A 17,710-nucleotide genomic window follows, 5' to 3' on the forward strand; every position below is an offset into this window, starting at 1 on the left:
GTTAATTAACTTCTAATCTATCTTTTCCATTATATTTAGCTTTATATAAGGCATTATCAGCTCTAATTATTAGACTTTCAAGTGTTTCATCTAAAGCATATTCTGATAGGCCTGCACTTAATGTTATATCTAGATTTAATTCATTTTTTGTATTTTTTACAGAATTTAGTATATTTTTAGTTATGTTTGTACCATCAATAGCATCTACATTAGGCAAAAGAAGTATAAATTCTTCGCCACCCCATCTTGCGAATATATCACATTTTCTTTTATTATTATTTATAGTAGAAGATACAAATTTTAATATATTATCACCTTTTATATGTCCATAGTTATCATTTATAACCTTAAAATTATCTATATCAAAAATAACTATACAAAAACTAGTCCGAAAATTTTTACTTATTACTAATTGTTTTTCTAAAAATTCTTCAAACTTTCTTCTATTTAATATCCCTGTAAGATAGTCTATAGAAGCTATTTTTTCTATTTCCTTCAAAGCTTTTTCTAATTCGAAAGTTCTTTTAACTACTAAATTCCCAAGTTTTTTATTTGCTTTTTTCAATTCTTCTATAGGATAACTTTCACCAATATTTTGATTATAACAAGGTAAAGAAGAATGTGTATGGCATAATTTAAACTTTCCATTTGAAAATTTAAAGACTAGAGAATATCTAATTCCTTGTTGGTATATAATTAAATCATCTATATTAGACTTAAGATCTTGTTGCCCATATACTATATATACATCATCGGTAATTTTTTCAAATTGAAAGCTTTGATTATTAATGGAAAATTCATTATAAGCTTCATTTATAGCTCTTGTATATATTTTTTCACCTTCTTCATAATTTGAAACTAGTTCATCTTTCCCAGTTCCTATTCCGGTAAAACTTTCTTTGTTAATAAACTCTAAAGTAGATTCTAAATCTCTTTTTACTAAATAATTATTAAAATACTCTTTAAACGCATCGTATAGTAAATTTAATTTGTAATCTTTCACAAAACTCCCCCCAAAAATATCAAAAGACATAATCTAACAATTTAAATTATAACATAGGCAATTAGATTAGTAAAAAACTAAAAATGTCGATTTGTGTTGATTGAATTTTTAGAAAATATTGAAAAAACAGTTGATTTACTATAAATTACTAATATATAATTTATAGTAATAAAAGTGAATAAACAAAGGGTAGAGGCGCAGTACTTATTAGTACTAGTAAGGAGTTAAGCACGAAGATTTACTAAGAAAGGAATTACTGCCGAAGCTTATAACTGATGCTTTAAGGTTATATTGCTGGGGATACATATAATATGTGTATCACTGTCACAAATTTATTTTGTGTTGAGCTATCATTTAAGGAAATGTAACTATTCTATAAAATTATAGAAATATTAAGCCTTGAGTGTATACTCATGGCTTTTTTTAGTTTTTTAATAATCCTAATTGGCACAACCCTGTAATTCACTAAAATTTATTTAAGGGGGATTTATTATGAAAAACAAAAAAATTATTGTTCTATTAATTGTATCTATGCTAATAGTATTAGCTACACCAATAGCTTTTGCAGATGAGGTAGATATAACACTTCAAAATGCACAAAAATTTAAGGCATTAACTTTAATACCACCAATTGTATCTATTGTATTAGCATTTATAACTAAAAATGTTGTAATATCATTATTTATAGGTATATTATCAGGAGGTATTTTAGTAAACTTAAATAATGGGAATATATTGTATGCAATACCTCAAAGTTTTATAGACTTTATATCTAGAGCTTTGAATTCACTTGCAGATCCGTGGAATGCAGGAATTATACTTCAAGTATTAGTAATAGGTGGAGTTATTCATCTTGTAGCTAAAATGGGTGGAGCTAAAGCTATAGCTGAAAGTTTGGCAAGAAAAGCTAAAAGTGCTAGAGGAACACAGATTATAACTTGGTTATTAGGTTTACTAGTATTCTTTGATGATTATGCAAACTCATTGATAGTAGGACCTATAATGAGACCTGTAAGTGATAAAATGAAAATTTCAAGAGAAAGACTAGCTTTTATAATTGATGCTACAGCAGCTCCTATTGCAGGCCTTGCTATAATATCAACTTGGATAGGGCTGGAAGTTGGGCTTATAAATGATGCTTTTACGGGAATAGGAATAGAAGCTGATGCTTTTGGAATTTTTCTTCAGACTATACCATATAGATTTTATAATATATTAATACTTGCATTTATAGTTATAACAATTATCTTATCAAAAGAGTTTGGGCCAATGAGAAATGCTGAGTTAAAAGCTAGACAAAATGATACATTTAATCAAGGAGATACAAACTCTTTATCTGATAAATCTGATTTAGAACCTAAGGAAGGTATAACCCTAAGTATATGGAATGCTATTATACCTATAGGAACATTAATAATTGCATCTTTAATATGCTTTTACTATAGTGGATATACAGCTATATTGAGTGGAGACAGTATAGAAACTCAAAATTTAATTTTAAACTCACCATTGTCTTTTGATGCTATAAAAGAAACCTTCAGTTCAGCAGACGCATCTATAGCCTTATTTCAATCTTCTGTGATTGCTACAGCTGTTGCGATAATAATGGGAGTATCAAAGAAAATATTTACTTTATCAGAAGGGATAGATATATGGATAGATGGAATGAAAGGGTTACTAATGACAGGAGTTATATTAATACTTGCTTGGTCATTAAGTTCTGTAATAAAAGAACTTGGAACAGCTAAATACTTAGTTACACTACTTTCAGGATCTATACCAGCATTTTTACTACCTAGTATAATATTTATATTAGGTGCTATTATATCCTTTTCTACAGGAACAGCATACGGGACAATGGGAATATTAATGCCTCTTGCAATACCTTTAGCACACTCTATAAATCCTGAAATGTCATTTGTTATAGTAAGTACGAGTGCAGTTCTTACAGGAGCTATATTTGGAGATCATTGTTCACCTATATCAGATACAACAATATTATCTTCTATGGGAGCAGGGTGTAGTCATATAGAACATGTAAAAACACAAATGCCGTATTCTTTATTTGTAGCAACTATAACAGTGGTATTTGGATATATTCCAGCAGGGTTAGGATTACCTATATATATAGTACTACCACTAGCTATAATAGCAGTATTTATTGGGGTTCAAATATTTGGAAAGAGAATAGATGTAGAAGAATATGAAATTAAAGAAAGTTTAATATAAATATATTAAATTATAAGAGACCTATTATAATAATAGGTCTCTTTATATTTACACAAAATATATGCCCCTAGGTATATAGAATTCTTTGTCCGAATAATATGTATAAAGGGGGGATATGTATGAAAATAATAAATGGAGTATATAGTTTATCTCAAGGCATATTTGGTAGTGTTAGAAAGGTTATAGCTTTATGTTTAACCATTGTGTTTTGTTATTTAAGTATAATTGGTACTATAAAACCAGGTGAGTTTATACCTATATTTAGTATGGTGCTAGGTTATTACTTTGGTAAATCAACAGCTCTAGATACTCCAAAACAGCTTAAAGAACAAGATATGACTATAAATGGAATAAAATATGAAGAGCTAAAAGAATAATTATATATATATTTGAAATACATAGTAGATTACGTTATCATCTCAAATAGTGTATAATGTCTATAAGAAACAGGAGGAGATGATATGAAAGACTATATAAAGTTTGAAAATGTTAAAAAAACATACACTATGGGTGAAGTAAAAATAAACGCTCTAGATGGAGTTGACTTTTCTATTGAAAAAGGTGAACTAGTTATAGTTGTAGGCGCTAGTGGGGCAGGTAAAAGTACAATATTGAATATATTAGGAGGAATGGACTCTGCAACATCTGGAACTATATTAGTAGACAATAATGATATAAGTAAATATAGCGAAAAAGAACTAACTAAATATAGAAGGCATGATATAGGATTTGTATTTCAGTTTTACAACTTAGTACAAAATTTAACTGCGATAGAGAATGTTGAGCTAGCTACTCAAATTTGTAAAAAACCATTAAATCCATTAGAGGTAATAAACTCTGTTGGACTTAATAATAGAAAAGATAACTTTCCAGCTCAGTTGTCTGGAGGAGAGCAACAAAGAGTTGCTATAGCACGTGCATTAGCAAAAAATCCTAAATTACTGTTGTGTGATGAACCTACAGGTGCATTAGATTATAATACTGGAAAATCAATACTTAAGGTCCTTCAAGATACAAACAAAAATCTAGGGATGACAGTTGTAATAATAACTCATAATATGGCAATAGCTCCTATGGGAGATAAAGTAATAACAGTTAGAAATGGGAAGGTTCATAATATAGTTAGAAATGAAAGACCTACGCCTATAGAAAGGATAGAGTGGTAGGTATGAAAAATCCTTTATTCAAAGATACTTTTAGAGAAATTAAAAAGTCAAAAGGTCGTTTTATATCAATATTTGCCATAATAACTTTAGGGGTTTCTTTTTTTACAGGCATAAAAGTAGCATCACCTGTAATGGAGTTAACAGCTGATAAATATTATGATAATAATAACTTAATGGATATTACAATTATTTCAAATTTAGGACTAACTGATAATGATATAAATGCTATATCTAAAATTGATAAAGTTGAAGGTGTATACCCTACTTATTCTAAAGAAGTGCTAACAAGTATAGGGAATAATCAATTAGTTTTAAAAGTGCATGGAATACCTGAAAATGAAACAGACAAAGATTACATAAATGAATTTAAAATATCAAAAGGAAGATATCCAAATAAGTCTGGAGAGTGTGTTATAGATGATTCATTAGATATACCTATAGGTAGTACTATAAAAATTTATGGATCTAATGGAGAAAAATTAGATGAAACTTTAAAACATAAGGAGTATAAAGTTGTAGGTAAAGTTGAAACTCCATACTATATATCAAGAGCTAAAGGAAGTAGCTCTATAGGTAATGGTCAATTAGATAGTTTCATGATGATACCAGATAGTGATTTTAAATTAGATGCTTACACTGAAAGCTTTGTAACGGTTAAAGGATCTAAAGAATTTAATTCTTATGATGAAAATTATACAGACTATGTAGATAATGTAAAAAGTGACCTAGAACATTTAGGTGAGGTAAGAGCAAATTTAAGATACAAAGAAATTATAGATGAAGCAAATGAAAAACTTGCTAAGGGAAAATCAGAGTTAGATTCGGAAAAAGAAGTTGCCTATAAGGAATTAGATTTAGCTAAAAACAAACTAGACAAATCTGAAAATGATCTTAAGAATGGATATTATGAACTTAATAAAAAAGAAAAAGAGTTTAATACCACTATAAATACCGCTCAAATCAAATTAAAAGAAGAAGAAGAAAAATTAAATACAAATGAAAAAGAACTAAATGACAAATTAAATGAATTTAACAATAAAAAAGTTACCGCACTAGATGAAATAAGCAAAGCTAAAGAAGCACTAAAGTTACAAGAAGAAGAAGTTAAAAAGCTTGAAAATTATATAACGAGTATAGAAAGTTTATTATCAAATGAATATTTAGATGATTCGAAGAGAAAAGAACTAGAAGAAATTTTGAAGGTAAGTAAAGAAAAACTAGAAAACTCACAAGAGTTATTAAAACAAGCTAATGAAGAAATAAAATCAAAAGAAACTTTAATTAATGAAACGGAAAGTAAATTACTATCATCTAAAGATGCTATAGAAAAAGGAAAAAATGAGCTAGTTAGCCAAAAAAGTAAATTAAATTCTCAGAAAAAGTATGCTCTAGATCAATTTAAAAAAACAGAGAATCAATTAAAATCTGGTGAAGAAGAACTTAAAAAAGGAAGAGAAAAGTATAATGAAAATAAGCAAAAAGTGGAAAGTGAGTTTTTAAAAGCTGAGAAAAAAATTGATAAAGAAGAACAAAAAATTAAGGATATAAAATCTGGTGAGTGGTATGTTCTAGATAGAAATGCAAACTATGGGTTTGTAGATTATAAAAATTCTTCAGACAGTATAGATTCTATATCTAAAATATTTCCTGTATTTTTCTTTTCTTTAGCAGCTTTAATATGTTTAACTACTATGACTAGAATGGTTGATGAACAAAGAATAAATATAGGTACTATGAAAGCTTTAGGATATAGTTCATTTTCTATAATGCTTAAATATATAATATATTCATTATTAGCTAGTATAGGAGGTAGTGTGATTGGTAATATTGTAGGACTAACAGTATTTCCAACAGTTATATTCAATGCATATGCTAGTATGACATATAAACTTCCAAACGTTAGCCTAACTTTTGATTTAAAGCTAATAATAATATCAACGCTAATAGCGGTTTTAACTACTACATTAGCAGCTACTTATTCATGCTACAAAGAATTAAGAGAAGTACCTTCGATATTAATGAGACCTAAATCTCCTAAAGAAGGTAAACGAATAATACTTGAACGTATAAGTTTTATATGGAATAAATTAAGTTTTATACAAAAGGTAACATGTAGAAATATATTTAGATACAAAAAGAGATTTTTTATGACTGTAATAGGAGTAGCTGGTTGCAGTGCATTATTGGTTACAGGTTTTGGTGTAAAAGACTCCATATCCTCTATAGTTGATAATCAATATGGAAAGATAATTAAATATAATTTAACATTAAGTTATGATAAAGAAGTTAATAAAAATACTAATAGTAAAGAACTCGATTATATTAGTAAAGATAATCGAATAGATGATTATATAAATGTTAAGAGTAAGAACTTTAAGGTTGAAAGTAATAATTCTACAAAAGATGCAAGTATAATAGTTCCTGAAAATAAAAATAGTATAAATAAATTTATAAACCTTAAAAATAGGGTATCAAATGAAACATATACTTTAAATGATAATGGAGTTTTAGTAACTGAAAAATTAGCTAAATTACTAAAAATAAAAGTTGGAGACTCAATAACTTTAGAAAATGAGGATAATAAAAAGTTTAAAGTTAAAGTAGATGGAATAGTTGAAAATTATGTTGGGCACTACATCTATATGAGTCCTAAGTTATATGAAAATACATTTAAAGAAAATGTTAAGTTCAACCAAGTATTAATAAATACATCAAATAGCAAAATATCAGACGATAAGTTAGTAAAAGACATTATGAGTTTGAATAATATAAGTTCAGCTTCATTTAACACCAGTGCAAAAGACTCTTTTTCAGATATGATATCGAATTTAAATAGTGTTGTAATATTGATTATAATATCTGCAGGAGCCTTAGCCTTTATAGTTTTATATAATCTTACTAATGTTAATATAAGTGAAAGAATAAGAGAAATAGCAACTATCAAGGTACTTGGGTTTTATGATAATGAAGTAGCATCTTATGTATTTAGAGAAAATATAATCCTAACTATTATAGGAGCTTTTGCAGGATTATTCTTGGGTGTATTTTTACATAGATTTATAATGACTACAGCTGAGCTAGATTTTGTAATGTTTGGAAGAAAAATAAAGACAATGAGTTTTATATTATCAGCTCTTCTTACATTTACATTTGCAGCATTAGTAAATCTATCTATGTATTTTAAACTAAAGAAAATTAAAATGGTTGAATCTTTAAAATCAGTAGATTAACAAAGGAAGAATAAAGATGATATATGAAAATATGATAAAAGCAACATTTTTAAAAAGACCAAATAGGTTTATAGCTCATTGTATGGTAAATGGAAAAGAAGAAATAGTACATGTTAAAAATACTGGAAAGTGTAAAGAATTATTAGTTCCAGGTTGTACAGTGTATTTACAAGAACATGATAATCCAAATAGAAAAACTAAATACTCTTTAATTAATGTTATTAAAGATGAAAGGCTTATAAATATGGATTCTCAAGTTCCAAATAAAGTAGCTTATGAGGCTTTAGTCAATAAAAAAATATTATTACCAGGATTAGATGAAGATATAACATTTATAAAAGGTGAAAAAACCTATAAGTCGTCTAGGTTTGATATTTATATAGAAACAGAAAATAAAAAAGCCTTTGTAGAAGTTAAAGGAGTTACTTTAGAAGAGGATGGGGTAGTGCTATTTCCAGATGCAAAAACAGACAGAGGTGTAAAACATATAAATGAACTTGTAGAAGCTAAAAAAGATGGGTATGAAAGCTATATATTATTTATAATACAAATGAAAGGTGTTAAATATTTTACACCAAATATAAAAATGCATAAAGAATTTGCAGATGCATTAAAAAATGCTAAATTAAATGGTGTAAATATAATAGCTTATGATTGCGATGTAGATTATAATTATATAAGCATAAATAAAAAAGTTAATGTTATTTTATAAAAATAAAAGAGTGTAACTAAGTAATAAACTTGGTTACACTCTTTTATTTTTATAAAATTTGAAAATAGTTACAAAAAAGTTACATATTTTAATTTCTTCCATAATATACATTACTATACAAGATTAATAAAAATAGGAAAGGAGATTGTACATGGAATTAAAAACTAAAAAGATTTTAATAGGAACATGTAGTACTGTAGCTATAATTGGAGGTTTGTTTTATGGATATGAGACAGCTAAAAAAGATATAAAAATAGTTACAAATAAAGAAACAAAAGAAATCTCTACTTTCAAATATACTATAGATGAAGTTATAAAAGAACAAGGGTTAAAATTTGATAATAAAGATATAATTAACTTGGTAACAGATGGAGAGAAAAAAAAGGCTACAAGTAAAGAAACTCAATTAAAAGATGATATGATTGTAGAGATAGTTGATGTATCAACAGGTACAATATCAGAATACAAAGAAACTGAATTTGAAACTAAAGTAGTAGATGACAAAAGCATACTTAAAGGAAAATCTGTAGTGTCTCAAGAGGGTGAAAATGGGAAAAATAGCTTATTGTATGATGTCGTTTACCATGATGGTAAATTAGTTGAAAAGAATTTTTCAAAAGAAATAGTTTCAAAAGAACCTAAAGATAAAATTATAAAAAAGGGAACTAAAGTAGTTGAAGAAGTTGTAGTAGCTACTTCAAGAGGCAGTAATAGTAGAAAAGTAAACAATGATACTTCTAGTAATAAGTCTTCAAATTCATCAAGTACAGCAGTGGCTGCATCTAATAGCGCATCAGCTTCAGGAAGACATATGCAAGTAGTTGCAACTGCTTATGCAGGAGATACTATAACAGCGACTGGAACTGTTCCTAAATGGGGAACTATAGCGGTTGATCCTAGAATTATACCTTATGGAACGAGAGTTTACATTCCACAGTTTGGACAAACATTTATAGCAGAAGACTGTGGAGGTGCTATTAAAGGAAACAAGATAGACATATTTATGAATAGTGAAAATCAAGCATATGACTGGGGAAGAAGAACTATAGATATTTATATTCAAGGTTAATATAGTGAAATTATTCCTAATATTTAGAAAATAATTGAAATACCTCCTTAAAGTATATATAATTTATATAGACTATATATTTAAGGGGGATTTATTATGGATAGACAGTTAGAGATGTTTAAAAGGTTAACAGAAGCAAAGGGAGTAGCTGGAAATGAAAAAGACGTAAGAAATATAATGAAAGAATATATAAATGATTTTGTAGATGAAATTAATACAGATAAGTTAGGAAGTCTTATATGTAAAAAGATTGGAAATGAAAATGGCCCTAAAGTTATGTTAGCTGGACATATGGATGAAATTGGATTTTTAGTGGCTAATATAGATGATAATGGATTTATAACATTCCAAACGCTAGGTGGATGGAATGGAAAAGTAATGTTGAGCCAAAAAGTTATAATAACTACTTCAAAAGGTGAAGAATATATAGGGATTATAAGTGGAAAACCAAGTAAAGATGCAAAAGATTCTATAGATAAAGATAATATGTTTATAGATATAGGGGTTGACTCAAAAGAAGACGTTGAAAAATTAGGTATAAGACAGGGTGATATGATAACTCCATATTTTGAGTTCTCTAAAATGGCAAATCCTAAATATTTATTAGCTAAAGCTTGGGATGACAGAGTGGGATGTGCTTTATGTATAGATATTTTAAAAGAATTAAATGATAGAAACCATGATAATATTGTTTATGCAGTAGGAACAGTTCAAGAAGAAGTGGGATGTAGAGGAGCAAAAACAACTTCTAATGTTATAAATCCAGATATAGGGTTCTCGTTAGATGTAAGTATAGCAAATGATACTCCTGGAAATAACACTAGATTAGGTAATGGAAAATTAGGTTGTGGACCTCAAATACATATATTTGATGGGGGACTAGTTGGTCATGTTGGACTTAAAAATTATTTAGTAGACTTGGCAGAAGAACTTGAAATACCTTATCAAATAAATGCACTTCCACAAGGAGGTACAGATGCAAGTCAAATGCACGTAGCTCATGATGGAGCTCCATGTATAAGTATAGGAATACCTACTAGATATATACACTCTCATGCTAGTATAATACACCAAGATGATTATGATAATACTGTAAAACTTATAAGTGAGTTTATAAAAAGATTAAATAATGATGAGTATAAAAAAATATTAGAATTTTAGATATTAAGGGCTATTGGTTAATCAATAGCCCTTTTAGTATTTATAACATATTCAATCATATATCCCATAATTATAATTCCGGGTATATTAACTAAAAGTCTAATTAAGGTGAATTTAAAACCTAAAGATGTAAATTCAAAGATTAAAGTAGATAGTTTAGTTACACACCATGCATTTAAGAAAATTAATATATTAGATAATTTAACTCCTTTTTTTACTAAAACCGAAGCGAATGGAAAGGCAGCATACATAGGACCCGCTGAGAAAAAAGCTATTAAAAAAGCTATTATTACCCCTTTAAATCCAGAATTTGGCCCCATATGTTTAATAAAATACTCTCTAGAAATCCATGTATCTAGAAGACTTAATATTATCATAATAGGAGGTAAAATTGATAGCATTTGAAATATATTTAATTTAATATTGTTGAATATATTTATACCTAAAGGTTTGTTTATTAAATATATTACTAAAAAAATAAAAATACTTACTAATACATATTTATATTTTTTTAAAATTAGAGCTATATTCATAATATCATTACCTTTCCTATTATTATTGAAATAAATATTGAGAATACAAAAGCTAGCAAGTTTCTATAAAATGCAACCCTTTTTCCTACATACTTAGACTCTAAGTTAAATGTCAATATACCTACGAGGGTAGAGGTAGAAATAAAAGCTACAACTTGAGAGTAGCCAGCTCCAGAGTTTAGCAATGTATTTCCTATAGAAAAAGCTACAAAGGTAGGCATAGTAGTTATTGATCCAAATATTGATGATAACATCACTCCTTTTCCGCCCGACTCATTACCAATAATATTAGATACTGCATCAGTATCTAATAATGAAAGAAGCATGCTTATAATAAACACAATAAAAATAAACTGAGGCATTATATTTTCCAATGATTTAAGACCCTTAAAAAATGACTCCTTTGTTTTCTTCTTATCTTTAGCAAATGAAATTAATAGAAGTAAAAAACATAGTGTATAAGCGATAAAAGAAATCATAAAAAATACCTCCACTTTATAATTCCTATAATATGATGCTTGATATTTGTTTGTTCTAATTTTAAGGTTGAATTTTATAAATTAATTTAATAAATATATAAATTTTAAAAATGGTAATAACTAATATAAACGATTCATTTTAAGGAGGAAGCATTACTCATTATGAAAAAAAGAAAAAAATTAGTTATACCTCATACATTTACTATAATATTTTTACTTATAGTAGTTATGTCTATATTAACCTGGATAGTTCCGAGTGGGGAATTTCAAAGAGAGGAAATAGATAATAGAATGGTTGTTATTCCTGGAACTTATCAAAGTGTAAAAAAATCACCACAAGGAATAGAAGCCATATTTAAGGCTCCAATAGATGGATTTGTAGATGCAGCAGAAATTGTAGGTTTTGTGCTTCTAGTTGGTGGATCATTTGGAATAGTTAATAAAACAGGAGCTATAGAAGCTGGAATAAATGAAGTTGTTAAAAAGCTTAAGGGTAAAGAGGTTATAATAATTCCTATATCAATGTTTTTATTTGGACTTGGAGGAACTACCTTTGGTATGGCAGAGGAAACTCTTCCTTTTTATATGATATTTGTACCATTAATGCTATCTATAGGATATGACTCATTGACAGCTGTAGCGACGGTTTTTATAGGATCAGTTACTGGAACTATATCATCTACTATAAATCCATTTTCAGTTGGAATAGCACAGGCATTAGCTCAAATAACTCCTGGTTCAGGTATCGGATTTAGAACTATTATATTTATTGCTTTAATGAGTATATCTATTATATTTGTAATGATTTATGCAACTAAAATAAAACAAAATCCCGAAAGTTCTATAGTTTATGAATTTGATTTAAAAACAAAAAAACACTTACATATGGAAGATTCTAACATAAAGGATTTTACAGTTAAGGAAATTGGAGTTTTATCTATATTTGTAATAGGTATGGGGATAATGATTTGGGGAGTATTAAACTTAGGATGGTATATATCTGAAATAGCAATGATATTTGTGGCTATAGGTATACTATCAGGTATAATTGGTGGAATAAATCAAGAAGATATTGCAAAATCTTTTATAGAAGGGTCTAAAGATCTAGTGTCTGCTGCATTGGTTATAGCTCTAGCGAGAGGAATTGTAATAGTAGCTCAAAATGGATTTATAATAGATACATTATTAAATTCAGCTGCAAGCTTCTTACAAAGTTTACCTAAGGTTGTCTTTGTGAATTTAACGTTAGTTCTAGAAGGATTATTAGCATTTTTAATACCTTCATCATCAGGACTTGCATCACTTACTATACCTGTATTAGCTCCTCTTTCAGATTTAGTTGGAGTTTCTGTTCAACTAATAGTAACTGCTTATCAGTTTGGGGTTGGAATTACCAATCTTATAACTCCGACATCGGGTGTATTGATGGGCGCTTTAGCACTTGCAAATATACCTTATTCAAAATGGGTGAAATTTGTAATTCCTATATTAATAATACTTACATTAGCAAGTATGGTATTTTTAACAATAGGACAGTTTATAGGCTTTTGATAAAATAATACTATTGTCAAAAAACAACAAAGATTTTAAATTTTAATTCAAATAACAGGTTAAATTTGATTTTTTATACTTGTGGAATTTTAAAAGTACGAATGTTTAAATCATAAAATGTAAGTTTGTACTAAAATGACGAAAAAAGTAAAACGAAATTTATATTATATATTTGAAATATACTAGAAATACGAACTATATTGTACTAGAATTAATGTTGAGTTTTGATATTGCATAATTAAGGGGGAGAATAAAATGAATTTAGATTGTCAAAACATCGAGGGGCTAAATACAAGCAATAAAAAGTTAAAATTAACAGAATCAGAGGCGTTTACCAGGAGTATTACTTTGCATAGCAACTATATTTGCATTAATAATTGCAAATAGTCCTTTTAAAAATTTATACCATTATTTATTTGAAGAAATAATAGTTTTTAATCATTTTAATTTACATATGATTGTAAATGACTTTTTTATGGCTATGTTTTTTTTAGTAGTAGGATGTGAAATTAAAAAGGAAATTTTATACGGTCACCTTTCTAATATAAAAAAGGCCGCATTTCCTATATTAGCTGCTTGTGGTGGAGTTATTTTTCCAGCAATAATATTTTTCTTATTCAACTTGAAAACTCCATATTCTTCAGGCGTTGGGATACCGATATCTACAGATATAGCTTTTGCAGTAGGAGTATTTATGATATTTAAAAATAAATTAAATTCATCATTAAAAGTATTCTTATTATCACTAGCTGTTGTAGATGATTTACTATCAATACTTATGATCGCTATTTTATATTCATCAGATTTTAACTACTATGCTCTAGGAATGGCATTAGTAATTGTATGTTTTATAGCGTTATTAAACAAATTAAGCAAAAAAGATTCTTTAGTACCATATTTAATATTAGGGTTACTTTTATGGGGATCACTTTATTTAAGTGGAATACATGCAACTATAGCTGGAGTTATACTGGCTATGATGCTACCAACAAAGGTAAAAGATAAAAGTAATAAACATAATATTTCTGAAAAGGTAGAACATTACTTTACACCAGTATGTAATTTCGTTATACTGCCACTATTTGCTTTTTCAAATACAGGTATAAGTTTAGATATAAGTTTTGAAATAGCAAATGCAAGTAATTTAATGAAAGGGATTATATTGGGACTTGTTATTGGAAAGCCTTTAGGGATAATGTTATTTACTTACATATCTACAAAGCTTCATATTGCAGAAAAACCAAAAGGTGCTAGATGGTCATCTATATTTTTAGTTTCTTTAATAGCAGGTATAGGATTTACAATGTCTATATTTGTAACAGAAATCGCATTTGAAGGAAATGTACAAGTAATAAATTTAGCTAAGTTTTCAATACTTATAGCTTCTGTTATTTCTTGTACAACAGCATATTTAGCTATAGAAATGATGCCTAAATTATCTAAACTATATTACAAAGTTAGTTTTAAAAAATCAAAAAATATTATTTTAAATAAATAAGTAAAAAGCGAATGTCTATAATTTAGATATTCGCTTTTTACTTATAAGATTTTATTTCTATAAACCATAAAATTATTATAATTTATATCAATATTATTGTATAATGATAGTAATATATTAATTTTGTAAGGGGGAGCAAATGACTAACAAGCTCATTATAGTTAGAGGTGCAGGAGATATAGCAACAGGTGTAATTCACAAGCTAAATAGATGTGGATTCAATGTATTAGCCTTAGAGGTTGAAAAACCATTATCAATAAGAAGAAATGTGTGCTTTAGTGAAGCTATTTATGAAGGTGAAGTAATCATAGAAAATGTTAAATGTAAATTTATAAAAAGTAAAGATGAGTTAAGTGAAGCTTTTAATCTTGGTAAAGTTTGTGTTGCTATTGATCCGGAAGGACATTTTATAAATGAATTAAAACCAAAGGTTGTTATAGATGCTATAATTGCAAAAAGAAATTTAGGAACTCATATTAATATGGCTCCGATTACAATAGGACTGGGTCCTGGGTTTTCAGCTGGAAAAGATGTTGATTTTGTAATAGAAACAATGAGAGGTCATGATCTAGGTAGAGTTATAGATAAAGGTATAGCTATTAAAAATACAGGTATTCCGGGAAGTATAAATGGAGTTAGCAGTGAAAGAGTTATATACTCGAAAGAATCAGGAATTATAAATAACATATGTAACATAGGAGATGTTGTTAAAAAAAATCAAGTTATAGCTACTATAAATAAGGGTAATACAATTATAGAGATAAAAGCTACTATTGATGGAGTATTACGAGGTATTATACGAAACAAAAGTAAGGTAAACAAAGGATTAAAAATTGCAGATATAGATCCTCGTATTGATGAAATTAAAAATTGTGACACAATATCGGATAAGGCACGATGTATAGCTGGGGGAGTATTAGAGGCTATGCTGATGAATTGGAGTGATATATAATGAATGAAGAAATACTAAAAAAAATTTATAATGAGTTACAAAAAGGAAATAGAGTTTGCTTTGTGACATTAACAGAAGTTAGAGGATCTAGTCCTGGAAAGCAAGGTGCTACAATGGCTTTTTTTAAGGATGAAAGCATAATGGGTACTATTGGAGGGGGATTAGTTGAACATGCTGTTATAAATAAATGTAGAGAATGTATTAGTAAAGGTGAAGATTATAACTTTGAATATTCTTTAAATGAAGAATCATTAGAAACTACAATGAAATGTGGTGGATATATTAAAGGATATATTAAAGTGTTTAACCCTAAACCTAAACTATTAATTATAGGAGCTGGACATGTAGGTAACGCATTATATAATATATCAAGAAACTTAGAATTTTATACTATTATAGTCGATGATAGACAAGAATTTGCAAATAAAGAAAGATTTAAAAATGCAGATGAAATTTACCACGGAAACATAAAAGATATATTGAAAAATATAAATGTAAATGATAATACTTATGTGGTAATAGCTACAAGAGGATATGAAAAAGACATAGAAGCTTTGAGAGAAATAATAGATTCAGATGCAGCATATATAGGTATGATTGGCAGTAGTAAAAAATGGAAATCTTTAAAAGAAGAGCTTTTAGAAGAAGGTATTAATAAAAATTTGCTAGAAAATATATATGCTCCTGTAGGACTTAATATATCTTCAAATAGTGTAGAAGAAATTGCATTTGGTATAATGGCTGAGGTTTTATTAGTTAAAAATAATGGAGAACTTTCTCATAGAAAAGATAAGAAGAGAAAATAACTTCTTATAAAGAGGTGTTGTAATATGAAAGATAGATATAATAGAGAAATAAATAGAATTATTATATCATTAGGTAGAAACTCAATATTAAGTATTGATGATTTAAAGTTTATTATAGATGGATTATGTAAACTAGGAATAAATGATATAGACTTAGATTTAGAAGATAATATAGAAGAAATAAGATTATATGAACTAATTAATTATATAAAAAATACATGTAAAGTTGACTATATAGGTGTAATTACTGATGGATTTGGAATAGAAAGTAGGATTAGTAAATTGAAATCATACGGATTGTCTAATATATCTCTTAGATTAGAATCTTTAAAACAATATAAGTACAAAAAACTTAATCACAATATAAATATAAACGAAGTACTAGAAACCATGTACAAATGTATAAATGCTAAATTGAATACAAAAATAATATGTACTCTTATAAAAGATTTTAATACTGATGAAATACTAGATTTTGTCAATTTATCAAAATTTTTACCTGTAGAAATTTCATTTTCTGAATTAATCCCAAATCCAAATGATATTAATTTATTTAAAAATGGATATGTAAATATAGAAGAAATAATTAAAAAAATAGATGGATTACAAGAATTAAATTATGTAAACTTGAGAAGAAAATACTATAAATTACCTGACTCTAAAGGGATAGTAAGTTTAGATACTCATAATAACCTAGAGCTATGTAAAGGTTGTAATGAATTATTTTTAGACTGTAATGGGTATATAAAAACTTGTATTCATTCATCAAGTGGAATCGACGTTAAAAATTATATAAATAAACCTCTTATGTTTAAAGAAATATTAAAAGAAACTATATCTTCTAAAAATAAAAATAGTATTGAAAGTGGGGCTTATTATGGCTAGAGTTGTATCAATAAACATAAGTAATAAAAAAGGTGTAATAAAAATACCTATAAATGAAGCTGAGCTAAGAATTGATCATGGTATAGTAGGAGATGCACATGCAAGTAATTGGCATAGACAGATAAGTTTACTTGCAAAAGAAAGTATAGATAAGATGAAAGAAAAAGGATTTGATGAATTAAAATTCGGAGATTTTGCAGAAAATATTACTACTGAAGGTATTGATGTATATAAGCTACCTGTAGGCCAAAGACTTTCTATAGGTCAATGTGAAGTAGAAGTAACACAAATAGGTAAAAAATGTCATGGTGGATGTGAGATTAAGAAAAAAACTGGTGATTGTGTTATGCCAAGAGAAGGAATTTTTGTTAAAGTTATAAAAGAGGGATTTATATATCCGAATGATGAAATAATATTATTATAAATAGTAAAAAGC

15 protein-coding genes, 1 pseudogene and 1 riboswitch are annotated in these 17,710 nt (G+C 27.4%); of the genes and pseudogenes, 13 read left to right on the forward strand and 3 right to left on the reverse strand.

Annotation, left to right across the window (positions count from 1 at the left end; genetic code table 11):
- Window position 1 precedes the first annotated feature (1 nt).
- Window positions 2–1,003 carry a diguanylate cyclase gene (locus ACEXNK_RS10090; protein ID WP_373601106.1) on the reverse strand — a complete coding sequence of 334 codons (1,002 nt, stop codon included), beginning with the start codon at window positions 1,001–1,003 and terminating at the stop codon, window positions 2–4.
- Window positions 1,004–1,185: 182 nt separating this feature from the next.
- A riboswitch (Lysine riboswitch) is annotated at window positions 1,186–1,361 on the forward strand.
- 134 nt (window positions 1,362–1,495) lie between these two features.
- On the opposite strand from ACEXNK_RS10090, the gene ACEXNK_RS10095 reads away from it, so the two are divergent.
- The 7 genes from ACEXNK_RS10095 to ACEXNK_RS10125 all read left to right on the forward strand — a co-directional run bounded on the left by ACEXNK_RS10095 (window position 1,496) and on the right by ACEXNK_RS10125 (window position 10,570).
- The gene (locus ACEXNK_RS10095; protein WP_373601105.1) at window positions 1,496–3,232 is read left to right on the forward strand and encodes a Na+/H+ antiporter NhaC family protein; all 1,737 of its coding nucleotides are present in this window, start codon (window positions 1,496–1,498) and stop codon (window positions 3,230–3,232) included.
- A 119-nt stretch (window positions 3,233–3,351) separates the two neighbouring features.
- Window positions 3,352–3,609: a hypothetical protein gene (locus ACEXNK_RS10100; RefSeq protein ID WP_373601104.1), complete on the forward strand. Its 258-nt coding sequence runs from the start codon at window positions 3,352–3,354 to the stop codon at window positions 3,607–3,609.
- A gap of 84 nt (window positions 3,610–3,693) precedes the next feature.
- Window positions 3,694–4,398: an ABC transporter ATP-binding protein gene (locus ACEXNK_RS10105; RefSeq protein ID WP_373601103.1), complete on the forward strand. Its 705-nt coding sequence runs from the start codon at window positions 3,694–3,696 to the stop codon at window positions 4,396–4,398.
- 2 nt (window positions 4,399–4,400) lie between these two features.
- The gene (locus ACEXNK_RS10110) at window positions 4,401–7,628 is read left to right on the forward strand and encodes an FtsX-like permease family protein (RefSeq protein WP_373601102.1); all 3,228 of its coding nucleotides are present in this window, start codon (window positions 4,401–4,403) and stop codon (window positions 7,626–7,628) included.
- A 16-nt stretch (window positions 7,629–7,644) separates the two neighbouring features.
- Entirely contained in the window at window positions 7,645–8,340 is a 696-nt protein-coding gene (gene sfsA / locus ACEXNK_RS10115) for a DNA/RNA nuclease SfsA (RefSeq protein WP_373601101.1), read from the forward strand.
- A 151-nt stretch (window positions 8,341–8,491) separates the two neighbouring features.
- Window positions 8,492–9,409 carry a G5 and 3D domain-containing protein gene (locus tag ACEXNK_RS10120; RefSeq protein WP_373601100.1) on the forward strand — a complete coding sequence of 306 codons (918 nt, stop codon included), beginning with the start codon at window positions 8,492–8,494 and terminating at the stop codon, window positions 9,407–9,409.
- A 96-nt stretch (window positions 9,410–9,505) separates the two neighbouring features.
- Window positions 9,506–10,570, forward strand: a complete 1,065-nt coding sequence (locus tag ACEXNK_RS10125) for a M42 family metallopeptidase (RefSeq protein WP_373601099.1) — start codon at window positions 9,506–9,508, stop codon at window positions 10,568–10,570.
- A 17-nt stretch (window positions 10,571–10,587) separates the two neighbouring features.
- On the opposite strand, the gene ACEXNK_RS10130 is transcribed toward ACEXNK_RS10125, so the two are convergent.
- A complete protein-coding gene (locus ACEXNK_RS10130; RefSeq protein WP_373601596.1) occupies window positions 10,588–11,103 on the reverse strand; it encodes a permease in 516 nt (171 codons plus the stop codon).
- Entirely contained in the window at window positions 11,100–11,582 is a 483-nt protein-coding gene (locus ACEXNK_RS10135) for a permease (RefSeq protein ID WP_373601098.1), read from the reverse strand. The genes ACEXNK_RS10130 and ACEXNK_RS10135 overlap by 4 nt, the downstream gene beginning before the upstream one ends.
- A 162-nt stretch (window positions 11,583–11,744) precedes the next feature.
- Between ACEXNK_RS10135 and ACEXNK_RS10140 the strand changes: the two genes are divergently transcribed.
- The 6 genes and pseudogenes from ACEXNK_RS10140 to ACEXNK_RS10165 all read left to right on the forward strand — a co-directional run bounded on the left by ACEXNK_RS10140 (window position 11,745) and on the right by ACEXNK_RS10165 (window position 17,698).
- The gene (locus tag ACEXNK_RS10140) at window positions 11,745–13,133 is read left to right on the forward strand and encodes a YfcC family protein (RefSeq protein ID WP_373601097.1); all 1,389 of its coding nucleotides are present in this window, start codon (window positions 11,745–11,747) and stop codon (window positions 13,131–13,133) included.
- A 340-nt stretch (window positions 13,134–13,473) separates the two neighbouring features.
- Window positions 13,474–14,631 (forward strand): annotated as a pseudogene (nhaA, locus tag ACEXNK_RS10145) (Na+/H+ antiporter NhaA); the annotation flags it as partial.
- Between the two features lie 139 nt (window positions 14,632–14,770).
- Window positions 14,771–15,583: a selenium-dependent molybdenum cofactor biosynthesis protein YqeB gene (yqeB, locus tag ACEXNK_RS10150; RefSeq protein WP_373601096.1), complete on the forward strand. Its 813-nt coding sequence runs from the start codon at window positions 14,771–14,773 to the stop codon at window positions 15,581–15,583.
- Window positions 15,583–16,389, forward strand: a complete 807-nt coding sequence (locus ACEXNK_RS10155) for an XdhC family protein (RefSeq protein WP_373601095.1) — start codon at window positions 15,583–15,585, stop codon at window positions 16,387–16,389. Before yqeB ends, ACEXNK_RS10155 begins: the two co-directional genes overlap by 1 nt.
- Window positions 16,390–16,413: 24 nt before the next feature.
- Window positions 16,414–17,274: a radical SAM protein gene (locus tag ACEXNK_RS10160; protein ID WP_373601094.1), complete on the forward strand. Its 861-nt coding sequence runs from the start codon at window positions 16,414–16,416 to the stop codon at window positions 17,272–17,274.
- The gene (locus ACEXNK_RS10165; RefSeq protein ID WP_373601093.1) at window positions 17,267–17,698 is read left to right on the forward strand and encodes an MOSC domain-containing protein; all 432 of its coding nucleotides are present in this window, start codon (window positions 17,267–17,269) and stop codon (window positions 17,696–17,698) included. Before ACEXNK_RS10160 ends, ACEXNK_RS10165 begins: the two co-directional genes overlap by 8 nt.
- Window positions 17,699–17,710: the final 12 nt, after the last annotated feature.

Source organism: Paraclostridium bifermentans (genome assembly GCF_964259345.1).
In the GTDB taxonomy this organism is placed as follows: Bacteria; Bacillota; Clostridia; order Peptostreptococcales; family Peptostreptococcaceae; genus Paraclostridium; species Paraclostridium bifermentans_B.